This window comes from Synechococcus sp. R55.2, from assembly GCF_047462075.1.
In the GTDB taxonomy this organism is placed as follows: domain Bacteria; phylum Cyanobacteriota; class Cyanobacteriia; order Thermostichales; family Thermostichaceae; genus Thermostichus.
Genome location: NZ_JANSIH010000247.1, coordinates 1 through 25459, shown reverse-complemented (window position 1 = coordinate 25459; position 25459 = coordinate 1). Strand labels below are relative to the sequence as shown.

Annotated in this window: 20 protein-coding genes; 11 read left to right on the top strand and 9 right to left on the bottom strand. The window is 57.4% G+C overall.

What is annotated here, in order from left to right:
- Positions 1-63: 63 nt before the first annotated feature.
- From NW838_RS08420 to NW838_RS08410, 3 genes are all read left to right on the top strand, one after another.
- Complete coding sequence (locus NW838_RS08420) at positions 64-993, top strand: ABC transporter permease (RefSeq protein ID WP_414358445.1); 930 nt, start codon at positions 64-66, stop codon at positions 991-993.
- A 162-nt stretch (positions 994-1155) separates the two neighbouring features.
- Entirely contained in the window at positions 1156-2433 is a 1278-nt protein-coding gene (locus tag NW838_RS08415; protein ID WP_414358443.1) for a hypothetical protein, read from the top strand.
- Positions 2434-2650: 217 nt separating this feature from the next.
- The gene (locus NW838_RS08410) at positions 2651-3322 is read left to right on the top strand and encodes a DUF1614 domain-containing protein (protein WP_414358440.1); all 672 of its coding nucleotides are present in this window, start codon (positions 2651-2653) and stop codon (positions 3320-3322) included.
- On the opposite strand, the gene NW838_RS08405 is transcribed toward NW838_RS08410, so the two are convergent.
- Together NW838_RS08405 and NW838_RS08400 are read right to left on the bottom strand one after the other, a co-directional pair.
- A complete protein-coding gene (locus tag NW838_RS08405) occupies positions 3319-5421 on the bottom strand; it encodes a caspase family protein (protein ID WP_414427853.1) in 2103 nt (700 codons plus the stop codon). The two genes, NW838_RS08410 and NW838_RS08405, sit on opposite strands and share 4 nt — an antisense overlap.
- Positions 5422-5687: 266 nt before the next feature.
- Positions 5688-6566, bottom strand: a complete 879-nt coding sequence (locus tag NW838_RS08400; protein ID WP_414357463.1) for a lysostaphin resistance A-like protein — start codon at positions 6564-6566, stop codon at positions 5688-5690.
- A gap of 210 nt (positions 6567-6776) precedes the next feature.
- Between NW838_RS08400 and NW838_RS08395 the strand changes: the two genes are divergently transcribed.
- On the top strand, positions 6777-8720 hold the full coding sequence (locus NW838_RS08395) for an ABC1 kinase family protein (protein WP_414357462.1): 1944 nt from the start codon (positions 6777-6779) through the stop codon (positions 8718-8720).
- On the opposite strand, the gene NW838_RS08390 is transcribed toward NW838_RS08395, so the two are convergent.
- Entirely contained in the window at positions 8717-9115 is a 399-nt protein-coding gene (locus tag NW838_RS08390) for a hypothetical protein (RefSeq protein ID WP_414357461.1), read from the bottom strand. The genes NW838_RS08395 and NW838_RS08390 overlap by 4 nt on opposite strands.
- Before the next feature lie 509 nt (positions 9116-9624).
- On the opposite strand from NW838_RS08390, the gene NW838_RS08385 reads away from it, so the two are divergent.
- The 4 genes from NW838_RS08385 (at position 9625) to NW838_RS08370 (ending at position 13417) form a co-directional block, all read left to right on the top strand.
- Positions 9625-10515, top strand: coding sequence for a prephenate/arogenate dehydrogenase (locus tag NW838_RS08385; protein ID WP_414357460.1), 891 nt, complete (start codon positions 9625-9627; stop codon positions 10513-10515).
- 68 nt (positions 10516-10583) lie between these two features.
- Positions 10584-11333, top strand: a complete 750-nt coding sequence (locus tag NW838_RS08380) for a cytochrome c biogenesis protein CcdA (RefSeq protein WP_414357459.1) — start codon at positions 10584-10586, stop codon at positions 11331-11333.
- Positions 11334-11444: 111 nt separating this feature from the next.
- Positions 11445-12854 carry a cytochrome c biogenesis protein gene (locus NW838_RS08375; protein WP_414427852.1) on the top strand — a complete coding sequence of 470 codons (1410 nt, stop codon included), beginning with the start codon at positions 11445-11447 and terminating at the stop codon, positions 12852-12854.
- Between the two features lie 302 nt (positions 12855-13156).
- Positions 13157-13417 carry a ferredoxin-thioredoxin reductase variable chain gene (locus NW838_RS08370; protein ID WP_414357457.1) on the top strand — a complete coding sequence of 87 codons (261 nt, stop codon included), beginning with the start codon at positions 13157-13159 and terminating at the stop codon, positions 13415-13417.
- Here the strand turns inward: NW838_RS08370 and NW838_RS08365 are convergent.
- Positions 13414-13887, bottom strand: a complete 474-nt coding sequence (locus NW838_RS08365) for a hypothetical protein (protein ID WP_011432275.1) — start codon at positions 13885-13887, stop codon at positions 13414-13416. The genes NW838_RS08370 and NW838_RS08365 overlap by 4 nt on opposite strands.
- Before the next feature lie 260 nt (positions 13888-14147).
- On the opposite strand from NW838_RS08365, the gene ftsH reads away from it, so the two are divergent.
- Positions 14148-16064: an ATP-dependent zinc metalloprotease FtsH gene (ftsH, locus tag NW838_RS08360; RefSeq protein WP_414357456.1), complete on the top strand. Its 1917-nt coding sequence runs from the start codon at positions 14148-14150 to the stop codon at positions 16062-16064.
- Positions 16065-16167: 103 nt separating this feature from the next.
- Here ftsH and glgP read toward each other — a convergent pair whose 3' ends face one another.
- The 3 genes from glgP to NW838_RS08345 form a co-directional block, all read right to left on the bottom strand.
- Positions 16168-18369: an alpha-glucan family phosphorylase gene (glgP, locus tag NW838_RS08355; RefSeq protein WP_414357455.1), complete on the bottom strand. Its 2202-nt coding sequence runs from the start codon at positions 18367-18369 to the stop codon at positions 16168-16170.
- A 446-nt stretch (positions 18370-18815) separates the two neighbouring features.
- The gene (locus NW838_RS08350; RefSeq protein ID WP_414357454.1) at positions 18816-20000 is read right to left on the bottom strand and encodes a SpoIID/LytB domain-containing protein; all 1185 of its coding nucleotides are present in this window, start codon (positions 19998-20000) and stop codon (positions 18816-18818) included.
- 273 nt (positions 20001-20273) lie between these two features.
- Complete coding sequence (locus NW838_RS08345) at positions 20274-20807, bottom strand: nucleoside deaminase (protein ID WP_414427854.1); 534 nt, start codon at positions 20805-20807, stop codon at positions 20274-20276.
- A gap of 189 nt (positions 20808-20996) precedes the next feature.
- Here NW838_RS08345 and NW838_RS08340 point away from each other — a divergent pair, with 189 nt between their 5' ends.
- Both NW838_RS08340 and NW838_RS08335 read left to right on the top strand, forming a co-directional pair.
- Entirely contained in the window at positions 20997-22238 is a 1242-nt protein-coding gene (locus NW838_RS08340) for an HhoA/HhoB/HtrA family serine endopeptidase (protein WP_414427851.1), read from the top strand.
- Positions 22239-22306: 68 nt separating this feature from the next.
- Positions 22307-23905, top strand: coding sequence for a serine/threonine-protein kinase (locus NW838_RS08335; RefSeq protein WP_414427850.1), 1599 nt, complete (start codon positions 22307-22309; stop codon positions 23903-23905).
- 35 nt (positions 23906-23940) lie between these two features.
- Here the strand turns inward: NW838_RS08335 and NW838_RS08330 are convergent, their stop codons facing one another.
- Both NW838_RS08330 and NW838_RS08325 read right to left on the bottom strand, forming a co-directional pair.
- A complete protein-coding gene (locus tag NW838_RS08330; protein ID WP_414331053.1) occupies positions 23941-24282 on the bottom strand; it encodes a hypothetical protein in 342 nt (113 codons plus the stop codon).
- Complete coding sequence (locus tag NW838_RS08325) at positions 24260-25060, bottom strand: hypothetical protein (RefSeq protein WP_414331055.1); 801 nt, start codon at positions 25058-25060, stop codon at positions 24260-24262. Before NW838_RS08325 ends, NW838_RS08330 begins: the two co-directional genes overlap by 23 nt.
- Positions 25061-25459: the final 399 nt, after the last annotated feature.

Below are 25459 nucleotides of genomic sequence, written 5' to 3'. Positions count from 1 at the left end.
CTCTATCTCGTCAGTGCTCTCTTTTGGCTCAAATGAAAGATCAACACAACCTAGAGGTGTCCGATGTCTGCTTCGATCCCTGCTCCCCCTCAAGCCAACGTTCAGGAACGCCCCCCGCGTACCCTGTGGGGGGATGCTTGGCGGCGCTTTCGTCGGGATAGGCTGGCCCTGTTTGGGACGGCCACCTTGCTGCTCATCATCTTGGGATGTGTGGTGGGCCCGCTGATCTACACAGCTTCCCCCAGCCAGATCGACTTTTCTCGTTCTCAACTGCCCCCCAGTTGGGCCCATCCCTTTGGCACCAACGACCTGGGACAAGATGTCTTGGCGCGGGTGTTGCGCGGCGGGCGAGTATCGCTTTCAGTGGGCATTACCTCAATGCTGGTGGCCATTACGATGGGCACCTTGATCGGGGCGATATCGGGGTTTTATGGGGGTTGGATCGATGTGGCCCTGATGCGGTTTACGGATTTGTTTCTCTCCTTGCCGCAATTGCCGCTGTTGTTGTTGGTGATCTTTCTGTTTCGAGAGAGCTTGCGACGCTTGGCAGGGCCAGAAACGGGGATTTTTATCCTGGTGGTGCTGGTGATCGGCAGCTTGAATTGGATGTCGGTGGCGCGGCTGGTACGGGCCAGCTTCTTGAGCGTGCGGGAAATGGATTTTGTCTTGGCGGCTCGCGCCATTGGGGCTCCGGCCCGTCGGCTGATCTGGGTGCATATTTTCCCCAATGTGCTCAGCCCTGTGATTGTGGCGGCGACGCTATCAGTAGGGACGGCGATCATCACCGAGTCAACGCTGAGCTTCTTGGGGCTGGGGTTCCCGCCGGATGTGCCCACTTGGGGCAGATTGCTCTTCGATGCCCGCAATTACCTGGAGCAAGCGCCCCACATGGCCTTCTTCCCCGGACTGATGATTTTTTTGACCGTGCTGAGCATCAATTTTGTCGGGGATGGATTGCGAGATGCCTTGGATCCGCAAATGCGGCAACGGTGAAGTTCGTTGTTTTTCCTTCTGATTTTTTGAAACTTAACAAAGCTCCAAAGGACTCCTCCTCAAAATATTATACTATATAGAATTTTTGTATTTCTTTCACGGTTCTGGCATCAGCGGTTATCCTTAGTTCCAACTCCTTCTCGCCCAACGCTCTCTGTTGTCATGGCTAAGCCCTTTAACGTCCACATCGTTACTGCTCTCGCGGCTGCCGCCATTGCCTCTCTGCCTCAGCCAGCTTTTAGGAGAGCTCTCACGGTGGCTCTTGTAGCAGGAGCTGGCAGTGTAGCGGCTCAGAAAGTAGAGCGTAACAAATCACTGGCAGGATCCCAGGCTCAAAGAGGTCAGGTTGTCTTAGAGCTGCCTCGTCCTTCCTTTGAGCAATTTCAGGAAACGGAGGATCAGCTTCTACAGAAGGATGAGGAAACCCAGAGACAGGCACCAGAGCAGCTACGAAGCGCTCAGGCAGAGAACCTGGAACCGGGGAATCAAGCTGCACAAAAAGAGGAAGAGATCCAAAGACTGTTAGTGGATCTGCAAAAATGGCGGCAGTCCGCTACAAATTTGTCTCAGCAAGTTCAGGAAAAAGAGCATCTGCTGCGTAGTAAGCAAGACGAACTTGCACAGCTACAAGCTCGGCTTCAGCAGAGCAATGAGCAAATCCAGGCTCTGAAAGTGCAACTGGCTCAGCAGGCTCATTCGATTGAAAAGCTTCAGCTCCAGGAGCAGAGAATCAGGGATCTCTCTCAGCAAATAGAAGAAAGGAAGCAGCAACTACGCAATTACGAAAGCCAGCTCTCTGAACTACAAGCTCAGCTCCAGCGGAAGAACGAGCAAGTCACAAGCCTGGAAGCTCGGGTAGCTGAGCAAAACTGCCTGATTGAGAAGCTCCAACTCCAAGAGCAAAGAGCCAGGGATCTCTTTCAGCAAATTGAGGAGAAAGAACAGTGGCGGCAAAGTCTAGAAGACCGGAACCAAAAGATCAAGAGTCTTGAAGAGGAGAGAGATTTTCTTAATTTAAGTGTAGAAGGTTTTCAAAAGACTCTGTCTGTGCAGTACCAATGCAAAGGGGATAAACGTTACAGAGAGCAGATCTTATCAGAATGTGATATAGTATTAAGGCTAGAAAATGAGAGAGACTTTTACCCACAAGAGGCTAAGAGCTTTATCCTGGAAATTCTACGCAGGGCAATTAACCAAGTGCACCAAGAAAGTCGAGTTCAGCATATCCTTAAAGACTTAATCCAGAGTAACGATGCATGTGAGGGCGACAGTTGCCGCCAAAGCATTAGAGAATTCGTAGACCACTGGTTTTGTGACTATCGAAAATGGAGTAATCGTGCCGAAAAAGAGCTTCAAAAGAGCTTCAGAATTTTGGTTTTGAGCTTGTTTCAGAATCCCCTCACATCAAGATTTGCTTTTATGGGGATCGACGTTATTTGATTACCCTGTCTAAGACTGCTGGAGATTGGCGTGCCGGTCTTGAAATCGCTCATGATATTCGCAACAAAATCTTCGGCCTATAGACTGAGTAAAGCCGATTGCAGACTTATTTCTCATTCAAAGGATAGAGATCCCACTGGTTACAGACCTTGCCCGAAAAAATCACACTCAGTCTTGATAGGCTGGAGCTGACACCCGAGCGCCAGGGATCCCTGCCATGTTCTACTTACCGGTCTCGCTGTTGTTGTTTGTAGTGCTGTTGCTGCTGCTGCCGCTGGTTTGGTTGGGGTTGGCGGTGGATGTGGTGGCGCTGGCAGTGGGGAAATTGGGCTTTTCCCGAGATGGGGCGTTGTTGCTGCTCTTGGCAGTGCTTGTGGGCAGCTCGGTCAACATTCCCCTCTATCGAGTGAAATGCGAGGTGACGCTGGTGGAGGACTTAGCCAGCCTGTGGATGCGGCAATTCTGGGGGATCCCTTTGGCGAAAATCCCTCAGGAGACGGTAATTGCCTTGAACGTGGGCGGGGGGTTGATCCCGGTGCTCTTGGCCCTATATCAATTTGGGCGGGCCGACAGCGTGCTGATCCTGGCGGTGACGGCGCTGGTAACCTTGGTCAGCTACTATGCTTCCCACGTGGTGCCGGGGATCGGCATTCAAATGAACCCCTTGATTGCCCCGGCTACGGCAGCCTTAGCCGCTCTGTTTTGGGCAGGGGACCAGGCACCGGCAGTGGCCTTTGCTGGTGGAGTTTTGGGCACGGTGATCGGGGCAGATCTCCTGCATCTGCCAGAAGTCCTGCGGCGCAACTGCTCTGGCATTCTCAGCATTGGTGGGGCCGGGGTTTTTGATGGCATTGCCCTCTGCGGCCTGTTTGCCCTGCTGCTGAGCTAGACCAGGAGATAGGTGAGGGAAAGCGTGATGGATTGGGCAGGATCCAGCCAACGCAAGTCGGGATCCCCTTCGGGGGCACGCTGAGTCAACTCCTCGAGGAGCGTTTGCGTCCATTCCAGCGGCCCATTGAGCAACATCGGCGAACGGGCTACCCCCAGCCTGCGGGCCATGGCTTTGAGGGCTTCCAAGCTGGCCGACAGGGGGCGAGTGCTGGCCACAAACAGCAGTTCCGTCAGCCCTTGGGCATGACAGGTGAGCAAGTCAGAGCTCACAGCAGAGCGCAGCTCGCCATCGACCTCCGGCAAGGGTGGCAAAGTTAAACTGCTCTTGGCTTCCAAGCGAAGAGGTGTGGTGAAGTTGTCCTGAGGCAGGGGGGCCAGCAGGTGCAGTTGTCCGGTCGGGTCGATCAGCAACAGGTAGCCGAACAGATGCTGATCGCTGTTGTTGCAAAGGGTGAGATGCAAGGGATCCCCCCGCATAAACCGTTGCATACCCACCTCAGCAGGAGCAGAGGCTACAGACTGGACAAGGCGTGCTGCCAACGGGGGAGCTTTGGCAGCTTTACCTTTGACGGCCAACTCCGCCACCACTGCCAAGGAAGAGGAAACCGCATTGAGGGTGGTGCGCAAACGTTTGGCAGCCAGCAGATGGGCAAGACGGGGAGCTAACCGCTGGACGGCCATTGCTGCAGCCTCTCCTGCTGGGCCACAGGAATTCAGGAGCAATTCTCGCCCCGGCCAGAACAGGCTGTAGCTGTTCACTTCCAGAGGCTTGAGCAGGGTGTCCGACCGAAAAGCAGCGGCCATTTCCGGGGTGATGCGGCCCAACAAACAGTCCACCTGTCGCTCGCGGGGGTTGGCCGTTTCCATCCAGCTGTAGCCGGCAATGGCATTGGTCAGATCCACCTTTTCAATGCGGCCCAGGTTCTCCTCTAGGCCAACCAAAAGCTTGAGCGTGCTGGAGAGGCCGCGCAGCTGCTCCCGCAAAGGTGTGCCCACAGGGGGAAGCTGCCCTTCCGGACTGGCCATCTGAACCTGAGCCAACAGCCCACTGCGAGAACGCATGAGCAGCGGCGTCGGCGAAGAGGCGGAAGGATCGGCGGGAATGGGAACCAAAAGAGTACCCGGCTGCAAACCACACAGGGCCGCCGATGGGATCCCGCCCAACCACACCTGAGCCCGATTTCCCAACACTTCTTGGACTACCCCGCTCACCCCTGCCTGCGTGGGCGCAAGAAAATAGGGGTGAATGCGTCGGGCAGTGTCTTGGCCTTCCAAGGTGGGGCGTTGGCAGGCGAAGAGGCCCAGCTCCCGCCGGCTAACCACTTGGTTAAAGGCCACCAGCAGACGAGTGGCAGGCGTGGTTTCCCACAGGTACTGCGTCAGCAGATAGGTGAGTACCCCAGCATAGAATCCTGGCCAAGCGGCTTCTGCTGCCAAGTCTTGCGGGGTGGTGGCCGAAATCAGCAAGCCCTTGGGCGGAGACGGCCAAACCCGCTGCGGCTCCGAGGAGTCCGAGATCGCGGCTGGGGGACGGGAACGCAGTTGCAAGTTGCCTCGCACCGACGGCGAGACATAGGTAAAGCCACAGTCCAGAAGGGTGGTGATCTGGGCAGTGCCCAAGCCTTCCAAAAGCCGGAAAAAGCTGTCTAGCTCCATTGCTGCCACTCCCTCAGAGCCAGACAACAGCAGCACCGGCTGCCAACAGTTGGGCGCGGATCCCAGCCGCCACTGGCCATAGCCGCTAAACTGCACCACTACCGTTTCAGCCGTGTGACCTTGACCCCCCAAGTGCTCTGCAAAGGCCGATTGGATCCCAGCCGGCGTGGCTGCCCCATCGGTAAGGGTGAGAATGTCTGCCGGGTCAAAACCAAAGCGATAGAGGAGTAGCTCCCGCTGCAACTCCACATCTGTCAAACACCCTTGTAGCGCGGATCCCTCACCAAGGTAGCGGTTAATACCGATGAGAACAGCCAGCTTGCGGGAGCCAGCCGCCAAAGCTTGCCCATATCGCTCAGCCCGGCCCCTCAACCAGCCAGGGGATAGGCCAAGACCGGCAGCAACCAGGAGGAGTTTTTGCAGAAAAGACCGCCTTTCCATGTTGACCCTCTGGGTTGACCCCCGGCCCAACGACTACCCCATCGGCCAGCGAGCCACAGCTAAACTTTGCACTGGAATCTGTTGCTGCCTATTTCAGGATATCCCCATCCACACAGCTTTTTCCCGAGATCGAGTGACAGTTTTTGGCGTTTTCTTTGCATTCCTTATCAATCAAACCTCCGCTACTTCCCATGGGGATCCCACGGCAGCGCTCTTCTGTCAGACAAGTCCGTCAGACAGGAGGGAAAGTGTGAGGAAGTCAATACTCAGCGGTTCAGGAAATAGGGCAAGCAAGCCCCACGCTCCGGCCAATGGAAGCGGACGAAGGGAACCAAAATGAACCTAGCTATCCCCAGACAGAACAGGCCAAAGTAGAGGTGGAAAGCCCCGACTGGATCAGCTGGTTCCATCCTTCCCCCTCCTAGGGATCCCAGCGCTAAGGCCAAGAGATTGTTCAAGGCATGAGCCAAGACAGGCAAGGTCAGGGAGCGAGTCTGCAAGTAGAACAGGCCCATCACCAAGCCGAACACCGTCAGCCCGACTGGGTTGGGGTGCAGCAGGCCGAACACCACAGAAGAAGCCAGTAGCCCTCTGGAGAGGCCCCACTTGAGGCCCCAGCGGTGTAGCAAGATGCCGCGAAACAGCCACTCCTCCGTTATGGGGGCCACCACCCCAATCGAGAGCCAGCGCAACCCCTGATACACCTGCGGCCAGGCCATTTCTCCATCCTCTTCCCCCAGTGAGTGCAGCATCGACTCCGCCAGCTCCGGCGCAGGCAGGGATACCAGGTAGAGCATCAACAAAGTTGTGCCCAGGGAGAGCACCAGCAAAGCCGGCACCACCCGCAGCAGGGATCCCCAGGGAATAGCAGCCCGCCAGTTGCCCCACAGCCGCCTCATCTGCAGATGGGCTTGCTGCCCCCGCCGCCAGCTCCAAATACAGGTGAGGACAAAAGTGGAGCAATAGACCAGGTAGGCCAGCAGTGGATCATCCGGTGGGAGATGCAACATCTGGGCCAAAGCCACGGCTCCCAAACCCACGCCCAGGTTGATCACCAAGAAGGCCAACAGCAGGTGGCGCGCCTTAAGGGCTGCAAATCCGGTCGAACTCGGCTCGGCAGGCGGCAGAGGGGGGGATCCAGACACAAAGGCAGAGATCGCGGTTTTCCCATTTTAGGTTTGGCGGGGATCCCCGTAGGTGGGCTGCTGTCACCTTCTCCGGGAGAGGATGAAGATCCTTTTCTGAAGGTTTGGCTGGCCTTTTCAAGCCCAATCGAGCAGGCCGGTGGCCGCCTCCAAGAGTCGCCAGGCTGAGCCAGCAAGTTAAGATGTGTTACGGAATCCGTTGGGGCATCTATGGGCGCAACACCGTCAACACCGGTAGTGACAACAGCAGCGAGGCAGCATAACTTGGGTTCCGCAGCGGCGGACTCTCCGGTTATGACCATCCCGCCAGCAAATCTGGGAGTGGCACCGGAGTTGAGCCTGCGTTATGACCCAGAACAGTTGGCCAAGCAATATCGAGGGCGCTGGGATCTGGTGGTGCGGCGCCTGTTTCAGTTGATCACCCCTTTTTTGGGCTTGTTGGCCTGGGTGTTTTGGGATCGCTGGCGGGGAGTAGAACTGAAGAATCGCCCGAAACATGCGGCCCGGCTACGGGAGATCCTCACGGAATTGGGGCCGACAGCCATCAAAATCGGCCAAGCCCTCTCCACCCGTCCCGATCTGGTTTCGCCCCTGTTTCTGGAGGAACTGGCCAAACTGCAGGATGAGCTGCCCCCCTTTGACAATGCCATCGCTTTTGCCCTCATCGAGTCGGAAATCGGCAAACCCGTAGACAAAATCTTTCGAGAAATCAGCCCCGAACCGATTGCCGCCGCCAGCTTGGGGCAAGTGTACCAAGCCTACTTGCATACCGGAGAGAAAGTCGCCGTCAAGGTGCAGCGGCCCGATTTGATCGGGCGCATCTCTCTCGACATGTACATTGTTCGCAGCTTGGCGCTGTGGGCCAAAAAAACTTTCCGCCGCATCCGCAGCGACCTGGTAGGCATCGTCGATGAGTTCGCCGGGCGCCTTTACGAAGAGATGGACTACACCCAGGAGGGCCGCAATGCCGAGCGGTTCCTGGCCCTGTACCGTCACCCCTCCATCTATGCCCCCAGAATTTACTGGGAGTACACCCGCACCAAGGTGCTGACGATGGAGTGGATTGATGGCATCAAGCTGACTCAGGTTGACAAAATCGCTGCTGCGGGGCTGGATGGACGGCACTTGATCGAGATCGGTGTCAATTGCTCCCTCAAGCAGCTTTTGGAAAATGGCTTTTTCCACGCCGATCCCCACCCGGGCAACCTCTTGGCCATGTACGACGGGCGGCTGGCCTATATCGATTTCGGCATGATGAGCACCATCGCGCCCCATCAGCGCTACGGCCTGATCAAGGCGATTGTGCATTTGGTGAACCGAGACTTCGCCGGGCTGGCCCAAGACTACGTGGACTTGGAGTTCCTGGATCCAGATACCGACCTGACTCCCATCATCCCTGCTCTGGAAGCTGTCTTCGCCGAAGCGATGGGCAAATCGGTCTCCGAACTGAATTTCAAGAGCATCACCGATCGGCTCTCGGGGGTGATGTACGACTTTCCCTTTCGAGTTCCCGCCTACTACGCCTTGATCATCCGCTCTTTGCTCACCCTGGAAGGGATCGCCATCGGCCTGGATCCCAACTTTAAGGTGTTGAGCGTGGCCTATCCCTACGTGGCTCAGCGCCTGCTCACCGACCCGGCCCCGGAGCTGCGCGTATCTCTGCGGGAGCTGCTGTTTAACCAGGGGCAATTTCGCTGGAACCGCCTGGAGAACCTGCTGCGCAACGCCGTCAACAGCGAGGATTTTGACCTGCAGGGATCCCTGGAAAAGGCCGTTGATTTTATCTTTTCTGAGCGGGGCGCTTTCCTGCGGGAGCGCCTAGTGGATGTGCTCTTTTCCAGCTCGGGATCCCAGGGTGGCTCAGATGGCTTGGCTCATTTGCAGCGTCTGTGGGAACTCCTCAGCAGCAACCCAAGCTTTCAGCCGCTGCAGCTTCTGCCGATTGTTGCCAAGGTGGCTGCCAAACCGGAAGCTCAACAACTGGGCCGTCAATTGGCCTCCCGCTGGTTGCAACGCTCGGCAGCTCGCCTCATCCGCGACCTGCTATTGCCGGATACAGAAAAGCCCAGTTCACCCTCTTCCCTCAACGGGCGTGGCGGGATCCCTGGGCCAGCAACCTCTGCTTCTACCGCTCAACTTCCCCTTCCGGCCTAGCTCAGGTGCTCTTGGGGGGCAGTATCGCTGTTGGGGTTAACAGAGGCCAGAGCCAGCGTAATCCACTCGGAAAATTCATCGCGGCGGAAAACCTGGGGGCGGGAGCGGGGGCCAAAACGCAGCAGGCTGGGCATGCCGTGCTCCTTGAGTCGAGACTGTAGCCAGGTGCCCACACCGGTTTTGCCATCGTTGGGCATTTCGGTTTGGAAGTCACTGTACATCAACAACAACTGGCTGCGAGATTGGAGCACCGCATTCTCTTGAATTAACTTCGGCAAGGAGAGGTTGGTGGCTGGAACTGCCCCTTTGCTCCCTTTGGCCGATTCACGACGACGGTCGCGCGGGCGCGGGTTAGTGCTTTCACGGCTCTTGCGGGTTTTGGGTTCACTAGGCATAGAATCTCCTAAACGACAGAGTGCTCCCCAACGGGGGTTAAAGCGGGAACTCGCAGGCCAAAAGCCGAGCCCGCTGTGAAAGTGGCTCGATGGGTACAGTTCTGGAGAATCGCTGAGAAGAGGGACACGTGGTCTTGAGTAAGCGAAGAAGAACTGCGCTGAGCCGGCACGAAAGGCTGGGATCCCTTCGACGCAACAGCAGTCCACAGCGGGCCGAGCTCCTGCCAATACATCCAAGGCCTGCCCTTGTTTTTCCTGTCGGAGGCCAGTTTGGCTACCACGAATCCGCAGGGCAAGCAAGCCCGGATATTACCCCTATATTGACTTAAAAATGGACAAGTGGACAGTCCCTGGCCGAGAATTTAGCTGCTGCGGCGGGAGCTTCGGAAGGAACTAGGCTTGCCCGCCGGTGGCGAGTATCGCTGAGCTACGGGAGCAGCCTCCTACTACACCTGGAAGCGGTTGTTGGTGGTGTCCAAAAAGGAGTTTCACTGGCTTACTGAGATACTATGCGCATTGCCATTGTCGGGTTGGGGTTGATTGGCGGATCCCTGGCCCTCAAACTGACCGAAAAGGGATATCCCGTCTGGGGGATAAGCCGCAACCCGGCCACCTGCAAACGGGCTCTGGAACGGGGTGCTGTCCAAGGCTGTGGAACCGAGTTGGCCCAGTTGGCTCGCTTTGATCCGCAAATGGTGCTGATCTGTACCCCTCTGGAGCAGGTGTTGACCACGCTAGCCGCCCTGTTGCCTTATTTGTCGGCAGAAACCGTGGTGAGCGATGTCGGCTCGGTTAAGCAGCCCATCGTTGCTCCGGCAACCGAATTGTGGCCCTGGTTTGTGGGGGGGCACCCCATGGCCGGCAAAAGCCTGCAAGGGATCCAAGCGGCAGAAGCTGACTTGTTTCGGGGGCGGCCCTACGTGCTCACTCCCATCGCCGAGACCCAACCTCAGGCTCTCGATGCGGTGAAAGAACTGATTGCTGCTGTTGGCGCAGAAGCTGTCCTCACGGATCCCGCCCGCCATGACCGAGCGGTGGCCTGGATCAGCCATTTGCCGGTTATGGTCAGTGCCAGCTTGATCGCAGCCGTCAGCCAGGAGGAGGATCCCGCGATTCTGGAATTGGCCCGCACTTTGGCCAGCAGCGGATTCCGCGATACCAGCCGTGTTGGCGGAGGGATCCCGCAATTGGGTTTGGAAATGGCCCGCCACAACCGGCAGGCGCTGCTGACTGCCCTGAGCAGCTACCAAGCCCAGTTACGACAGATAGAGCGGTTGATCGATGGCGAAAAGTGGGACGAATTGCTCCGGGTGCTGCAACGAACTCAACAAGAATGGCAGCAGTTCCCGGTCAACCATCCTCGCGAAATTCTCCACAACCTGGGCGGTGGGAATGGATAGCAAAGATATCTTGAACGGGCTCGGGGATCCTTCATGCTACCTTGGGCTTATGTTGACAGATTGAGCTTATGTTGAATGCGGCTCAGCTCTGGCTTTACCACCTAGAACAATGGGCAACTGAGCTGGTGCAGTTTCAACTGCAGCACCTTTCTCCCGTTAGTCTGTTGGTGGTGGGTCTGGCGGGCTTGCTCACCAGTCTTTCCCCCTGCACGTTGTCTATGCTGCCGGTGACCATTGGCTACATCGGCGGCTACACCCCCGCTTCTGAGGAAACGGCTGGGGAAGGGCGGCGGCAAGCTTGGGCTCAATCTTTGGGTTTTGCGGCTGGCGTGGCTTTTACCCTGACCCTGCTGGGTTTGTCGGCAGCTTTGCTGGGTCGCGTTTACGGACAAACCGGATCCTTCGGGCCTGTTGTGGCGGGGGGAATTGCCATCTTGATGGGGCTGAACTTGTTAGAGGTGATCCCCCTGCGTTTTCCCGATTGGTTTAACCGCCTCGAGATTCCCGGAGAATGGCCCAGGCTGGGTCGGGCAGTGTTGCTGGGGTTAACTTTTGGCCTGGTGGCCTCTCCCTGCAGTACGCCGGTTTTGGTGGCTTTGCTGGCTTGGGTTTCCACCACAGGGCAGCCATGGGTAGGGGGTGGGCTGTTGCTGGCTTACGGGCTGGGATTGGCCTTTCCTCTGCTCCTGGCGGGGGTGTTTACCGGGTTGGTGAAGCAACTGTTGGCCCTGCGGCGCTGGTCGGGCTGGCTCACTTATGCCAGTGGGGTGGTGTTGGTGGGGTTCGGCAGCGTAACAATCTTGTCGGCTTGGGCCTAAGGGATCCCTGCTGCTGCAGGCTAAGATGGGGCTACACCTACAGCACCCTGTTGGGGACTGCACCTTGCCTGGCAAGAGCAGCGGTCTGAATCTTAAGCCGACAAACTTCTCATGGTCATATACTCTCTCCCGCTTGCCCGCTGGGTTTCCTCGCTGCGGCGGTACTTTCGTCATGAGCTGCTGCCGCTGCTGGCGGATCTGCGCCTGGCCATTGGCCTTTTGTTGGCAATTGCGGTCTTGAGCGCCACCGGCACGGTGATCGAGCAAGAGGAAACGGCGGCTTTTTATCAGGCTCACTATCCAGAGCATCCGGCCCTGTTTGGCTTTCTCACCTGGCGGGTGATCCTGAGCTTGGGATTGGATCACGTCTACCGCACCCCTTGGTTTCTGGCCATTTTGATCCTGTTCGGCAGCAGCCTTGCCGCCTGTTCCCTGACGCGCCAATGGCCGATGTTGAAGGGGGCCCGCCGTTGGAGCTATCTCACCCGCCCGCAGTCTTTTCAGCGCCTGCCGTTTCGGACGTATCTGCCTCAGCAATCTTTACAAGGTCTGCCGGAGCAGTTGCGCCGACAGGGCTACCTGGTGTTTCAGGAGGGCCATCACCTCTACGCCCGCAAAGGGTTGATCGGCAGGATCGGCCCCATCTTGGTGCATGTCAGTATGCTGCTGATCTTGCTGGGGGCCATTTGGGGCAGCATTGGCGGCTTCAAGGCCCAAGAACTCATTCCCAGCGGCAGCGTGGCTTCCATTCAACACTTGACCGGAGCGGGAGATCTGGCTCGTGCTCACTTGCCCACCTGGCAAATTCGGGCCAATCGCTTCTGGATTGACTACGCTCCCGATGGCCGTGTCAAGCAGTTTTATTCCGACCTCTCGATCTTGGATCAGGGTCAGGAGGTCAAACGTCAGACCATTTCCGTCAACCATCCTCTCTCCTACCGGGGTGTGACCCTCTACCAAGCCGATTGGAGCATCGACAGCATCCGCATCCGCATCAACAACAGCCCCACTTTTCAAATCCCGGTGGTGCCGGTGCGTACCGAGGCAGGCAACAAACTCTGGGGCGCTTTTGTGCCCACCCAGCCGGACATGAGCCAGGGACTCACGCTGCTGCTGCCGGATTTGCAGGGGACAGCCCTGCTCTACGACACTGAAGGGCAATGGATGGGATCCCTGCGCCAAGGCATGAGCTTGGCCCTCGACGAAATCGCTCCCCAACGCTTCCCCAACCCGCTCACTCTGCATCTGGATGAGGTGATCGGCGCTACCGGACTGCAAATTAAATCCGATCCGGGGATCCCTGCGGTGTATCTCGGATTTGGGCTGTTGATGGTGGGGGTGGTGATGAGCTACTTCAGCTACAGCCAAATCTGGGCTTTGCAAACGGAGACGGGGCTCTACTTGGGGGGCAAAACCAACCGGGCCTTGGTTACTTTCGAGCGAGAATTCGACCGCTTGGTGGAGCAACAAAAGGTCGCCTTCTCTCTTTCCCAGATCCCGGTGGAAGCTGAGATTGGCTAGACGCAGCTTTTTCCGGCGAAACCAGCCTCCTGCCCAATAGGGATCCCATCTATACAATCCAGGGATCCAGTGAGCGGCGCTGTTGGCTCCAGAGGGATCCCATTGGTTGAGACGGGCTTTCTCTGGGTTGACTTTGAGGGGATGTTCTGGGGCTTCCCAACATGAAGATGACCCTGAGGAAAATACAAACTACTGTTTCAGTTTCCACATACTTCTCCACATCTCGAAGGTTTGCTTAGAGATTGAGCTAGAGTGTTTCCAGTGGGTTCCTGTGGTGGGCCGCCTTGTTAGGAGGGCAAGACATGAAAGTTGGAGATCGGGTGCGGGTGCGTACCAGCGTGATTGTCTATCACCACCCGGAATATCGCAATCGACCTTTCGACCTCAAAGGTATGGAAGGGGAACTGAAGGCCGTGCTTCGGGATTGGAATGGCCGCCCGATCAGCGCCAACTTTCCCTTTCAGGTGCAGTTTGACAACAAGTTCCGTGCGCATCTCCAAGCTGATGAGCTAGAGGTGGTTGAGCCGGCCAACTCTGAAGAGCCCGCCGGGACGGCGGCCTAGTTAAGGCCCAACAGCGTGCGGTTGGTTTCCAGAATTGGCCTGATCAACTTGGTTTCTTCGGGGGTGAGGTAATTGGCTATCACTTCTTGCAGGAAGCGATAGGTGGCCTCGCAACTGCGTTGGGTGCGGAAGGCCCGCATTAAGGTCTGGAACCAGTAGAGAAATCGATCTTTGTAGCGTTGCTCATCGTCCAGGAGCATGGCCAAAGCCGAGAGGCGCAAAACCCGCACGGTGTCAGCCTTCCACTTGTTGCTGAAGTCTTCCACCCCTCGCATGAGCAAGTAGGGATCCAGCGCGCGCATTTTCATCTCCACATCCCGGATGATCTGGGCTTCCGCCGCCTGGATCTTGCGATAGGCGCTCAGGCGAAGGTCAAAGGAGGCTAGGTAGGTCTCCATGAACTGCAGCTCCTCATCCCTGAGATAGCGCCCGTCGGCAGCGATGCTCAGTTCGCGCAGTTGAGTCAGCATAGGGATCCCTGGGCAAGCTGGAATGAGAGTGGAAAAAACACCACCTATCCTGGCTGACGGCACAGCCTTGGTCCCTCAATCCTATCCCCAAACTCCTGGCCAGAAGAGGGGAATTGCAGGGATCCCCGGCAACCCTCTCAGTCAGGTTAATATTAATTAACAGTCTGTTGCTGCAAGAACCCACCCGACCCCAGATTGTTACCCACAAGTCGCCATCTGCGAGTTCGATTCAAAAACACCCTTTGGGAGGAAACACTTCCGTGAGTCAGAAAGGTAAAAACAAGAAATGGAGAAGCGCGGGGTTATATGCGCTACTGGCCATCGTCTTGATCTCTTTAGCCACCACCTTCTTGGGTACCCGCCCGGCTGAGCGTTTGGAGATCAGCTACTCCGACCTGATCAGCCGTGTTGAACGGGGCGAGGTCAGCAAAGTTTTGGTGGAGACGGCCCCGGATGGTCGCCAAGTTGCCATTGCCGAGGCAGAAATCAACAACCGCGCCACCCAAGTGCAGGTGAATCTGCCCCCCCTTACCCCTGAGTTTGAGAACACCCTGGTTGCCAACGGGGTGGAGCTGGCGGTACGCCCTGTTCAAGAGGAGGGGCTACTTGGGCGCATTCTCAGCACCTTCTTCCTGCCGGTTTTGCTCTTGCTGGGGCTCTTTTTCCTGCTGCGGCGGGCTCAAAATGGCCCAGGCAGCCAAGCTCTCAACTTCGGCAAATCCAGGGCACGGGTGCAGATGGAGCCGAAAACCCAAATTACCTTCAACGATGTGGCCGGCATCGATCAGGCCAAGCTGGAGCTGGCAGAAGTGGTGGATTTCCTGAAAAATTCAGAGCGCTTCACCGCTTTGGGAGCCAAGATTCCCCGCGGGGTGCTGCTGGTGGGCCCGCCCGGCACCGGTAAGACCCTGTTGGCCCGCGCCGTAGCCGGAGAAGCAGGTGTGCCCTTTTTCTCCATTTCCGGCTCCGAGTTTGTGGAGATGTTTGTCGGGGTCGGCGCTTCTCGCGTGCGGGATCTGTTCGAGCAGGCCAAGCAAAATGCTCCCTGCATCGTCTTCATCGATGAAATTGATGCAGTCGGTCGCCAGCGGGGAGCTGGCTTGGGAGGTGGCAACGACGAACGGGAGCAGACCCTGAACCAGTTGCTCACCGAGATGGACGGTTTTGAGGGCAACTCCGGCATCATCGTCATTGCGGCCACCAACCGACCGGATGTGCTGGATGCAGCGCTGCTACGGCCTGGCCGGTTCGATCGCCAAGTTACGGTGGATCGCCCCGATTTTCAGGGCCGGCTAGAAATCCTCAAGGTGCATGCCCGCGGCAAAACCCTGTCTGCCGATGTGGATCTGGAGAAATTGGCCCGCCGTACCCCTGGGTTTACCGGCGCCGACTTGGCCAACCTCCTGAACGAAGCGGCTATTCTGGCTGCCCGCCGCAACCTCACCGAGATCTCCATGGACGAGATCAACGACGCGGTGGATCGGGTGTTGGCCGGTCCGGAGAAGAAGGATCGGCTGATGAGCGAACGGCGCAAGGAGTTGGTGGCCTACCATGAGGCGGGCCATGCCCTGGTGGGATCCCTCTTGCCCAACTACGATCCCATCCAAAAAGTGACGATCATCCCCCGTGGCCAGGCGGGTGGTCTCACTTGGTTCATGCCCAGCGATGACGACATGGGGCTCACCACCCGTGCCCATCTGAAGAACATGATGACCGTTGCCTTGGGTGGGCGTGTGGCCGAAGAAGTGGTCTATGGAGAGTCGGAGATCACCACGGGGGCAGCCAGCGACCTGCAACAGGTGGCCCGCATCGCCCGCAACATGGTGACCCGCTTCGGTATGAGCGATCGCCTGGGAAATGTAGCCCTAGGTCGCCAGTACACCAACATTTTCCTGGGCCGGGAAATCGCCGCAGAACGGGATTTCTCGGAGGAAACAGCGGCCCTCATTGACGAAGAGGTGCGGCGGCTGGTGAACGAGGCCTACCAACGGGCCACCTACTTGATTCGGGAAAACCGTGCCCTCTTGGATCGGATCGCCCGTCGTTTGGTGGAGGCCGAAACCATCGATGGGGAAGAGCTGCAGGCCATCATCGACAACTCTGAGGTGGTGATGTTGCCCCCCGAAGAGGAGCCAGAACCGCTGACGCTTCCTATGGCCGTCAACGCTGGCGCCTAGTCTCTTGTCCCCAAGCTCAAACTTGGGATCCCTGCTTTTCCTCTTGAGGAGAGAGGGATCCCAATGTTTTGTATGATTTGCGCTGGGAGAGGGGGAGTCCACCCTAGCCGGCAACAGCCGAACCCAACAAAGTCCGGCTCGCCTCTGCTTCCAGGGGCTGAGGCTCGTAGATTTTCAGCACGTACTCCGCTACCATGCGGTCGGTGTTGAAAACGGGGTTGAGCGTGCGGATCGCCTCCTTCATGCGGGCAATCCAACGACGTGGGATCCCTTGCTCGTCCCGGTCGTAGAACATGGGGATCACCTCATACTCCAACAAGTCGTAGAGGGAGTTGGCGTCCAAGTCGTCTTGGGCAGCGGGATCCAGACCTTCGATTTCTTGGCCAATAGCCCAGCCATTGCGACCGTTGTAACCCTCCGGCCACCAGCCATCCAGTACCGACAAATTCAATCCCCCACTGAAGCCCACCTTTTGCCCTGAGGTGCCAGAGGCTTCCAGAGGGCGTCGCGGGTTGTTCAGCCACACATCGACCCCCTGCACCAAATTGCGACCGACATAGGCATCGTAGTTTTCGATGAAGGCGACCCGGTTGGCCACCTCAGGCCGGTTCGACCATTCCACCACCCGCTGGATCAGGCGCTTGCCCCCTTCATCCCGCGGATGGGCCTTGCCGGCGAAGATAATTTGCACAGGGTACTCTTTGTTGGTGAAGATGCGGGTAATTCGCTCCAGATTTCGCAGGATCAAATCTCCTCGCTTGTAGGTGCTGAAGCGGCGGGCAAACCCAATCGTCAAGACCTTGGGATCCAACAACTGGTTGACCGCTTGGATGCGTTCGTTGCTTTCGCCGCGATTGCGCCGGGCCCGCAACACTCGGTGACGGGTGAAAGACACCAGCCGCTCCCGCAGAGCTTCTTTGCGCCGCCACAGTTCTTCATCTGGGATCTCTTCCACCTTGGCCCACAGTTCCGGGTCTGACACCCGCTCCGGCCAATCGGGGCCCAAGTACTGGTCGTAGAGATTCCAGAAGAGGGGGGAAACCCAGGTACGGGCGTGAACCCCATTGGTAATGGAGCTGATGGGCACCTCATCCACCGATCGCTCAGGGTAGAGCACATGCCACATTTCGCGAGAAACCCGTCCGTGGAGCTTGCTTACGCCATTGGCTGCCCGCGCGTACCGCAAAGCCAGCACCGTCATGTTAAAGCGCTCCCAGGGATCCCCGGTGCGCCGAGCTCCCAAGGCCAAAAATTGTTCCCGCGTCAGGCCCAGTTGAGGCCAGAAGGAGGCAAAGAACGCATCCATCTCATTGGGGCTAAAGGCATCGTGGCCAGCCGGCACCGGTGTATGGGTAGTAAACACACATTTTTCCCGCACCTTGGCCTCCGCCGTCTCGAAGGGGGTGCCCCGCGCCACTTCCTCCCGCAGCAACTCCAGCGTCAGGAAAGCAGCGTGCCCTTCATTCATGTGATAAACCATGGGATCCAAACCCAACTGGCGCAGCAGGCGCACCCCACCGATACCCAGGATGCACTCTTGGGCAATGCGAGTATCGGTGCTGCCCCCGTAGAGGTGGGCGGTAATCCAGCGATCGATGGGGTCGTTCTCCGGCAGGTCGGTGTCCAGCAGAAAAAGAGGTACCCGGCCCACGTCCGCCCGCCAGGCCCGCGCCTTCACCAACCGCTGCCGCATCGCCACTTCCACCAACAGAGGGCTGCCATCCGGCTGGCGCACCAGAGTCAACGGCAGAGACTCAAACTCAGAGTCTTCGTAAAGCTCCCCCTGCCAGCCATTGTTGTCCAGGCGCTGTTGGAAGTAGCCCTGACGGTAGAGCAACCCGATGGCCACCAGGGGCACTCCCAAATCCGAGGCCGACTTGAGGTGATCGGCAGCCAACATACCCAGCCCGCCAGAGTAGGTGGGCAAAGACTCGTGCAAGCCGTATTCGGCACAGAAATAGGCGATGGGACGCTGCCAGTCGTAGGTTTTCATGGTGCGCTTGGCCCAGGTATCCTCAGCCGCCATGTACTTCCGATAGGACTGCACCATCCGGTTCAACGTGTTGAGGTAGTTCACATCGGTGGCCAAGGCTGCCAACCGCAAGTAGGAAACCTCCTCCAGCATGCGCACCGGGTTGTGGGAGGTTTTTTCCCACAGGGCGGGATCCATTTCCCGGAAAATGGTGAGGTGATCCGGGTTCCAAGTCCACCAATAGTTACGGGCGATCTCGCACAGGGGCGTGAGCGCTTCCGGCAGCACCGGACAACGTTCGGGAAAAGCAGGAGCTAAGGTGGCAATGGACATAGGACAGATACCTGGGGTTAAAGTTATGGGCTCGAAAAAGAAGAGGTAGAGGTCGATGCTGGTAAACGTATCTCAATTATTATTGAGCCGATCCTGAGGATCCCGAGAGGGGAATTCAAGATCTCTACAAAATCTTCACAAAATCTTCAGGGATGTAACCCAAATTTGCCCAGGCTTCTCTCGATCTTGTCATAGCAGCGCGGAGCCTTCAAAAGCAGCGTTCACAGGCAGCCCAGCTTTCGATTCCGGCAGAAGCTGCCCGTCTATCTTCAGAGATGGTGCAACGTTAGAGTTAACTCAAAGTTAACAAAATCTACAGAACCCCAACGAACCCTTGGGGAACCCCTCCGGTTCAATTAAAATGCTGCTTCTCATAAGCTCTTAAAAACTGCAGCTACTTTTGCTACCAATCGATTATTTTGTTGGCTTCTCCTTGAAGTTGAGCCTTAACGTCCTTCCACCACTGCCAAGGTGGTGTTGCGGTAGTAGTGGCTGAGGATCTGTTGGTAGGAGTAGTTCTGGCTGGCCATCCCAGCCGCTCCCCACTGGCTCATGCCGACGCCATGTCCGTAGCCGCGCCCCTGAACCTCAAAGAAAGCCGGGAATGTCCCTGCCACAGGAGCCAGGCTGGCCGTAGTGGTGGCCTCTCCGCGTGGACTAATGGCAATCTTTGTGCTGCGCAACCCAAGAGCCCGACGAAAATCGCCGGCATTGAGATCTTTGATCCCTTGGGATCCCGTCAAGCGCACCGTGATTGCCCGTCCCCACGGGGAGCTGCGCAGTACCTCCACAGAACGAATGGCACCGATCCCGGCAGCCAATTGCTGAATCTGTTGGGCAGGAACGGTGGCCGTCCAGCTAAACACCGGTGAGTGCTGATCGAAATCCGGCACCCCCTGTAAGTAGGGCCGCGACTCTAACCAGACGTTGCCTGCATCATCTGTATGTCCCCCCGCAGAGGAGTGGAAAACCGCATTGATCAACTGCCCCTGGTGGATGAGAACCTGCCCGGCGGTCTCACGGGCAGCCGCTTGGGTACGGCTGGATTCGGCAGCTACCCCCTTGTAAACCTGCCAATCGATCCCATTTCCTAAGTCAAAAGGCTGCTGGGAACGGCGACTGCGGTGGTAGAGGGCATAGGTGCGGGAGGCCACGGCTTGGGCTTTAAGAGCCTCCATGGGAAAACGGTGTCCCATCTCGCTGCCCACTACGCTGGAAACGTAGTCCTCCAAGCCAACTTGGTTGATGGCAATCACCCCACGCTCGCCGGGGATCAACTCCACCCAGCCACGGTACCAATTCTGGTCGATAAACACTAACCCATCGGAGGTGGTGGGCTGTAGGTAAAGACGTTCTCCCTGTTGGCCGGCCAAACTGACTGCTGAACCCGAACGGCTGGCCTGCAGCGGTTGCATGGCCTGAACCTCTGCCAGGGGTTGTCCCTGGGCATTCAACAGGCGGGCTCCAGTAGAGCTGCCGATCGTGACCTGAGACTTGTTGACGGCAACAGCCACCCGCAGCAGCACCCGTGCTTGCACCGGAAAAGTTAAGCACAGCCAAGCCCAAACCAGAAGGGCAATACTCCTAAGCCAAGCTGATGGGAGAGGAGAAAAGGAGAGGGCAATAGTCACACACCAATCCTCTGTGAAAGACTACCCGCCGCTGGGCATAGCCAGCGAGGGATCCCAGACAAGTCGGGTTTTGAGAATCCAGGCATAGGGCCGACGCACCCTCAACAACCCAAGCGGCCACCGTTGGGCTCAAGAGATCCCGCACTCGGAAAGCCTTTTTTGAGGCTGGTGCGGGATCCCGGGCAAGGGCCAGCCGAACCCGTTATGACAGTATCAAAAACATCCTGCAGATGCACGACTTCAACCCAGAATTTTCCGCCCCCAGTCCCTCGGTCAGGATTCAGCCGGCTCAGAGGGGATCCCGCGGCGGCGGCAAAACCACTGCTGCAATAGGCGTCGACACTCGACCTCGCAAACTCCGCCGATGATCTCCGGGCAATGGAAGCTGGCAGCGGAGGCAGGCAAATTGAGTACACTGCGCAAAGCCCCGGCCTTGGGATCGTCTGCACCGTAAACCACCTGAGCCAGCCGCGATTGGCTGATGGCCCCGGCACACATGGGGCAAGGCTCAAGCGTGACGTACAGCCGACAGCCCCGCAGTTGCCAATCTCCCAGCCGTTGCCCTGCCTGCCGTAGGGCTAGGATCTCCGCATGGGCCGTGGGATCCCGATCCCGTTCCCGCCGGTTACTGCTCAGGGCCAACAGCTCTTCCCCTGGCCCGACCACCAGAGCTGCCACCGGCACCTCTCCGGCTTCTCCCGCTTGCTCAGCTTCTCGCAAGGCCAACTGCATCCAGGCGCGGTGGCGCTGCCACAGATCCCACCCTTGCGGCTCGGAGGAATGGAGCTCGCTCGGATCCCCGATCATTTTGGGTGTTTCGAGCACTGCCTTTGCCCGCAAGATTTGCTAAGGTGAACACACATACCCCGAAATCCGAAAGGAAGAGTAAAAATAGGTAGAATAGGCCAGGAGTGAACTGAGTTTCGACGGCGTAAGTCAGGGAGCTGGTTCACGCCTTTTGAGTCTTGGCGATACGGCTTAGCTTTGGGAGGGATCATGGCGCGGATTCTACGGCACACACTTTTGGCGATGGCTCTGTTTGGTGGAGGCGTCGCGGGTGGGGTCTGGCTATCGTCTCGATCGGGGCAGGAGTGGTTACAGCAAACTCCTCTGGTCACTTGGACGCAACGGGCCGGTGAGGGAGTAGGATCCCTTTTGCCCTGGTCTGAGCCCCGCCCTGAGGCTGCGAATTCTGCCCCTCCCGCCGATGCCGTCCGGCCTTCTAATTTTATTGCCGCCGTTGCCCAAAAGGTCGGCCCAGCGGTGGTGCGCATCGATGCCACCCGCACCGTGTCGAGGGGGGTCAACCCAGAACTGTTCAACCAGCCCCTGTTTCGCCGCTTCTTTGGGGATCAACTACCGCAGTTGCCGCAGGAGTTTCGGCAAGAAGGCACCGGATCGGGGTTTATCATCGACGCCAGTGGCCTGATCCTCACCAACGCCCATGTGGTGGAAGGCAGCGAGCGAGTCAGGGTTCATCTGCTGGATGGGCGCACCTTTGAAGGAGAGGTGAAGGGCTCAGATCCGGTTACCGATATCGCAGTGATCAAAATTGAGGGGGAGAATCTGCCCACGGTTACTTTGGGTAACTCTGACTTGGTGCGACCAGGGGATTGGGCTATTGCCATTGGCAACCCGCTGGGCCTAGACAATACCGTGACTGCCGGGATCATCAGTGCTGTTGGGCGCTCCTCCGGGCAAATTGGGGCTGTCAACAAGCGGGTGACTTTCCTGCAAACGGATGCGGCCATTAACCCCGGCAACTCGGGTGGCCCACTGCTGGATGCGGAAGGCCGCGTGATTGGGGTGAATACGGCCATCTTCCAGCGGGCCCAGAGTGTGGGCTTTGCCATCCCCATCAACCGCGCCATGGAAATTGCCGAGCAACTGATCCGTGACGGTCGGGTAGAACACGCCTTCTTGGGCATTCGCATGATCACCCTCAACCCTGACATTGTGGCGCGCCTCAACCGCGACCCCGCTCGTCCCACCACGCTGACAGTGGAAGAAGGGGTCTTGATCGGGCAGGTGATTTCGGGATCCCCGGCTGAGGAGATTGGCTTGCGGGAGGGGGATGTGATCACTGAAATCAATGGGCAGGCCATCCGCGATGCCGAGCAGGTGCAGCAGTTGGTGGAAGCCGCCGGGGTGGGCAATACGCTGACGCTGCGGGTCATCCGCGATGGACAGGCGCGCACCTTCCAGGTGAAAACTGGAGTGCTGCCCTCGGACTTCTAGGGGGCCTCCATAGGCCAGCAACTCTCTGATCCCTGTGACAGAATGGCAGTAGGGGCAGGGATCCAGATATGGCTTGGGCAGTTGGTGAACAATTGCAAGGGGGACGCTACCGCATCGAGGCCGTTTTGGGGGAGGGGGGCTTCGGCATCACCTACCGGGCCTGGGATAGCGTTCGCGCCGACCAGGTGGTTATCAAAGTTTTGAACGACAGCCTTCGTGAGGATCCCGACTATCCCCGCTTCCAGCAGAACTTCATGAACGAGGCGCTGCAACTGGCCCGCTGCCACCATCCCCATGTGGTGAAGGTGGAAGAAGTGATCTGGGAGCAGGAGCGCTGGTGTATTGTGATGGAGTACATCCGCGGCCAGACTCTGCACCAGCTTCTGCGGCAAAAAGGGCCGTTGCCCCTGCCGGAAGCCCTGCGCCTGACGCGGGAGGTGGGATCTGCCCTGATGGCCTTGCACGAACAGGGGATCCTGCATCGGGATGTGAAGCCATCCAACATCATGGTGCGGGAGGGATCCCAGCAGGCGGTGTTGATCGACTTCGGCCTGGCCCGCGGCTACACCCAAGGTCTGATCCAACGCCACACCTCCTACGGCACCGATGGCTATGCTCCTCTAGAGCAATACGACAGCTTGCGCCGCCGCGGCGCCTTCACCGATGTCTACGCCTTGGCAGCAACCCTCTACACGGCGCTGACGGGGATGGTGCCTATGTGTGCGCCAGTGCGGGCCACAGGCCGCCAGTTGGATACCCCTCGCAGCCTTAACCCCAACATTCCCGAGGTTGTGGAGGCTGCCATTCTCAAAGGGATGGCTCTCCACCCAGAAGAGCGCCCGCAAACCATGGCCGAATGGTTGGCACTGTTGCCGGCAGAAGCCTCTCAAGAAGAGAGAAAGCGGGTTGCTTTTGAGCCGGCCATCCACACCCAAGAGCTGCGGGAGCTGGAGCAGGTCTTGGCCCAGACCCCGGAACCGCAAGATGGGCTGGAACAGCTTTTGGCCAGCCACTCGGCAGAAGAGCTGGAGCAACTGGTGGCACCGCCCACCCCCCCGACGGTGAAAAGAGAGACAGGGCCCGGATCCCTGATTTTCCCGGAAGTCTGTCCAGAAGGGCAGGGAAGTCGAGAGGGATCCCAGCCCGGAACCCTCTCTTGGCCAGAGTGGGTGGGGGAAGCAGCCCCTGCCTTGCAAGGTTTGTGGGATCGGCTGCAAGCGGGGCAGTGGGGGGAAGCGGATCGCTGGACGACCGCCTTGATGTTAAAACTGAGCGGGCGCTCGCAGGTGGGCTTTTTTGATCCCAAGGATATTCAAGCCTTCCCCTGCCCAATGCTGCGCTTGATCGACCAACTGTGGGTGCGGGCCAGCCAAGGGCGCTTTGGCTTTAGCGTTCAAAAGCAACTGTGGCAAGGATGCGACCCCGGAGGAACCTCAATAGGCAGATCGCGATCCTTCTCCGCCTTGCCCCGCGAAGAGTGTATGGGGGAAGCCGTGGGTTGGCGGATCCAAGGTCGCTGGCTGGGGTACGGCGAGCTCAAAACCAGCCTGGATGCACCGCCAGGACATCTGCCTGTCGGCTTTTTTTGGGGCTACTCGGGTGGCTTGCGCTCGGCGCTGCTGACGCTGGATCGAGTGGTGCTGAAAAAGCTAAAAGCCTGTTTCTAAAAAACCTGGCTTGAAATGACTAAAATGGGTAGCCATCAATTCTTGAAAGGGGAGATGCTCTTTTCTTGTGGGTTTTCGCGAATAGCTAGACCCAAGTGAATCAATGCCGTCTCAACGGTATTGACCTGCTCTGCTAAAGTTTTCCACCCTCTTGCCTTTAAGCCATAACATTTGCCAAAGTAAGCTCGAGCTGCTGCAAAGGAAGCAAAGGTTTTTTTAAGAGTCGCTACGGTCCAGGGCTTGGCATTCAGCCGCAGCCAATTTCGTTGACCTTGCTGCTGTTGCTCGGTGATGAGTTGGTCTGTCAAGCTAACAAGCTCAGCATAGTTGCGCCGCGAGGTCGCGATTGCCGTTTCAAGACTCTCGATGAGACCCATGGTTGTTCTCCTGAGGCAACTTCCCTTGATAAGACTCCTGTTCTTTCTCCTGAAGCAACTTTCTAGAACCGGCAGAGAGCAAGTTGGTTTCAAAAACAGACTTGATGTTGTTCAGGTAACTTTGCAATAAGCTCTTAACCCATAGGATGGGAATTTGGTTTACCGCATTCTGAAGCTGGTCGAAGAGATGCTTGAGCTGCTTCAGAGCTACGATAGCATGACCGAGAACTTCTTGCGCTTGAAGCTGCTCTTCCACAAGCTCTCTCATTCTGTTGGCTAGCCGCTGATTCTCAAGTTCTTTCTCGGTGAGCAAACTAAGAGCTGCTTCCTCAGTCTCGACTATTTTAAATTCAAGTTTTTGGTTCTGCTCTTCCAGAAACTCAATCTGCTTAGTTAGTAAATCCGCCTCAACCCTAAAGCTAATACCTCTATTCGCTGGAAAGCTAATAAGTAGGTCGCTGTACTCTTGCTCTTGAAGCTGCAGCTCTCTGAGTACAGGCTCTGCTAGTTCGGATAAGACTTTGTGAGCTAATCCTACTTTCAAAGTATCTCCGCCGCCGTGTCCGGGAATAGGAATTCTTAAATCACCCCGAACAGCCTGCGTGCTATGTCTGGCACGTCGCTGAACAATTTCCCAGCCCCACTCTTTTGCTTGACGCAAAATATCCCGTTTTCGCCAATTCCTTGGAGCCTGAATAATGGCTTGGATATTTCTCTGCTGCTCTATAATTTCATTTCGCCTCTTGATGAGATACCCTAGCTCTTCTTCGTCGGACATATGATAACATCCTTAGATGAGACTTTCACACTTAGCCTATTCGGTCTTTACGGAGACTAGGGGAAAGTTATGCGGCAAAGCCTTACATCTCAAAAAACATTGATACTAAGAAATATTTTGTAGCTTTGTCCGCGATCTTCCTCAGTAATTCCCAGGACAATCTAGAGGCAGTCAGACTTGGTTCTGCTTGCGAAAAAGGGTGAGTGGCTGGGGTTGGGGAGCTTACAGCCGGCTTGGAAGGGCCAAAAATCACCTGCCGGTGGGCTGTTCCGCGAATACTCAGGCGGCCTGCGCACGGCGCTGCCGATGCTGAAAAGGCTAAAAGCCTGCCTCTAAAAAAACTCCCCTCTCCCAGAGGAGAGGGGTCAGGGGCGAGGGATCCAAGAGCCTTAGTAGCGA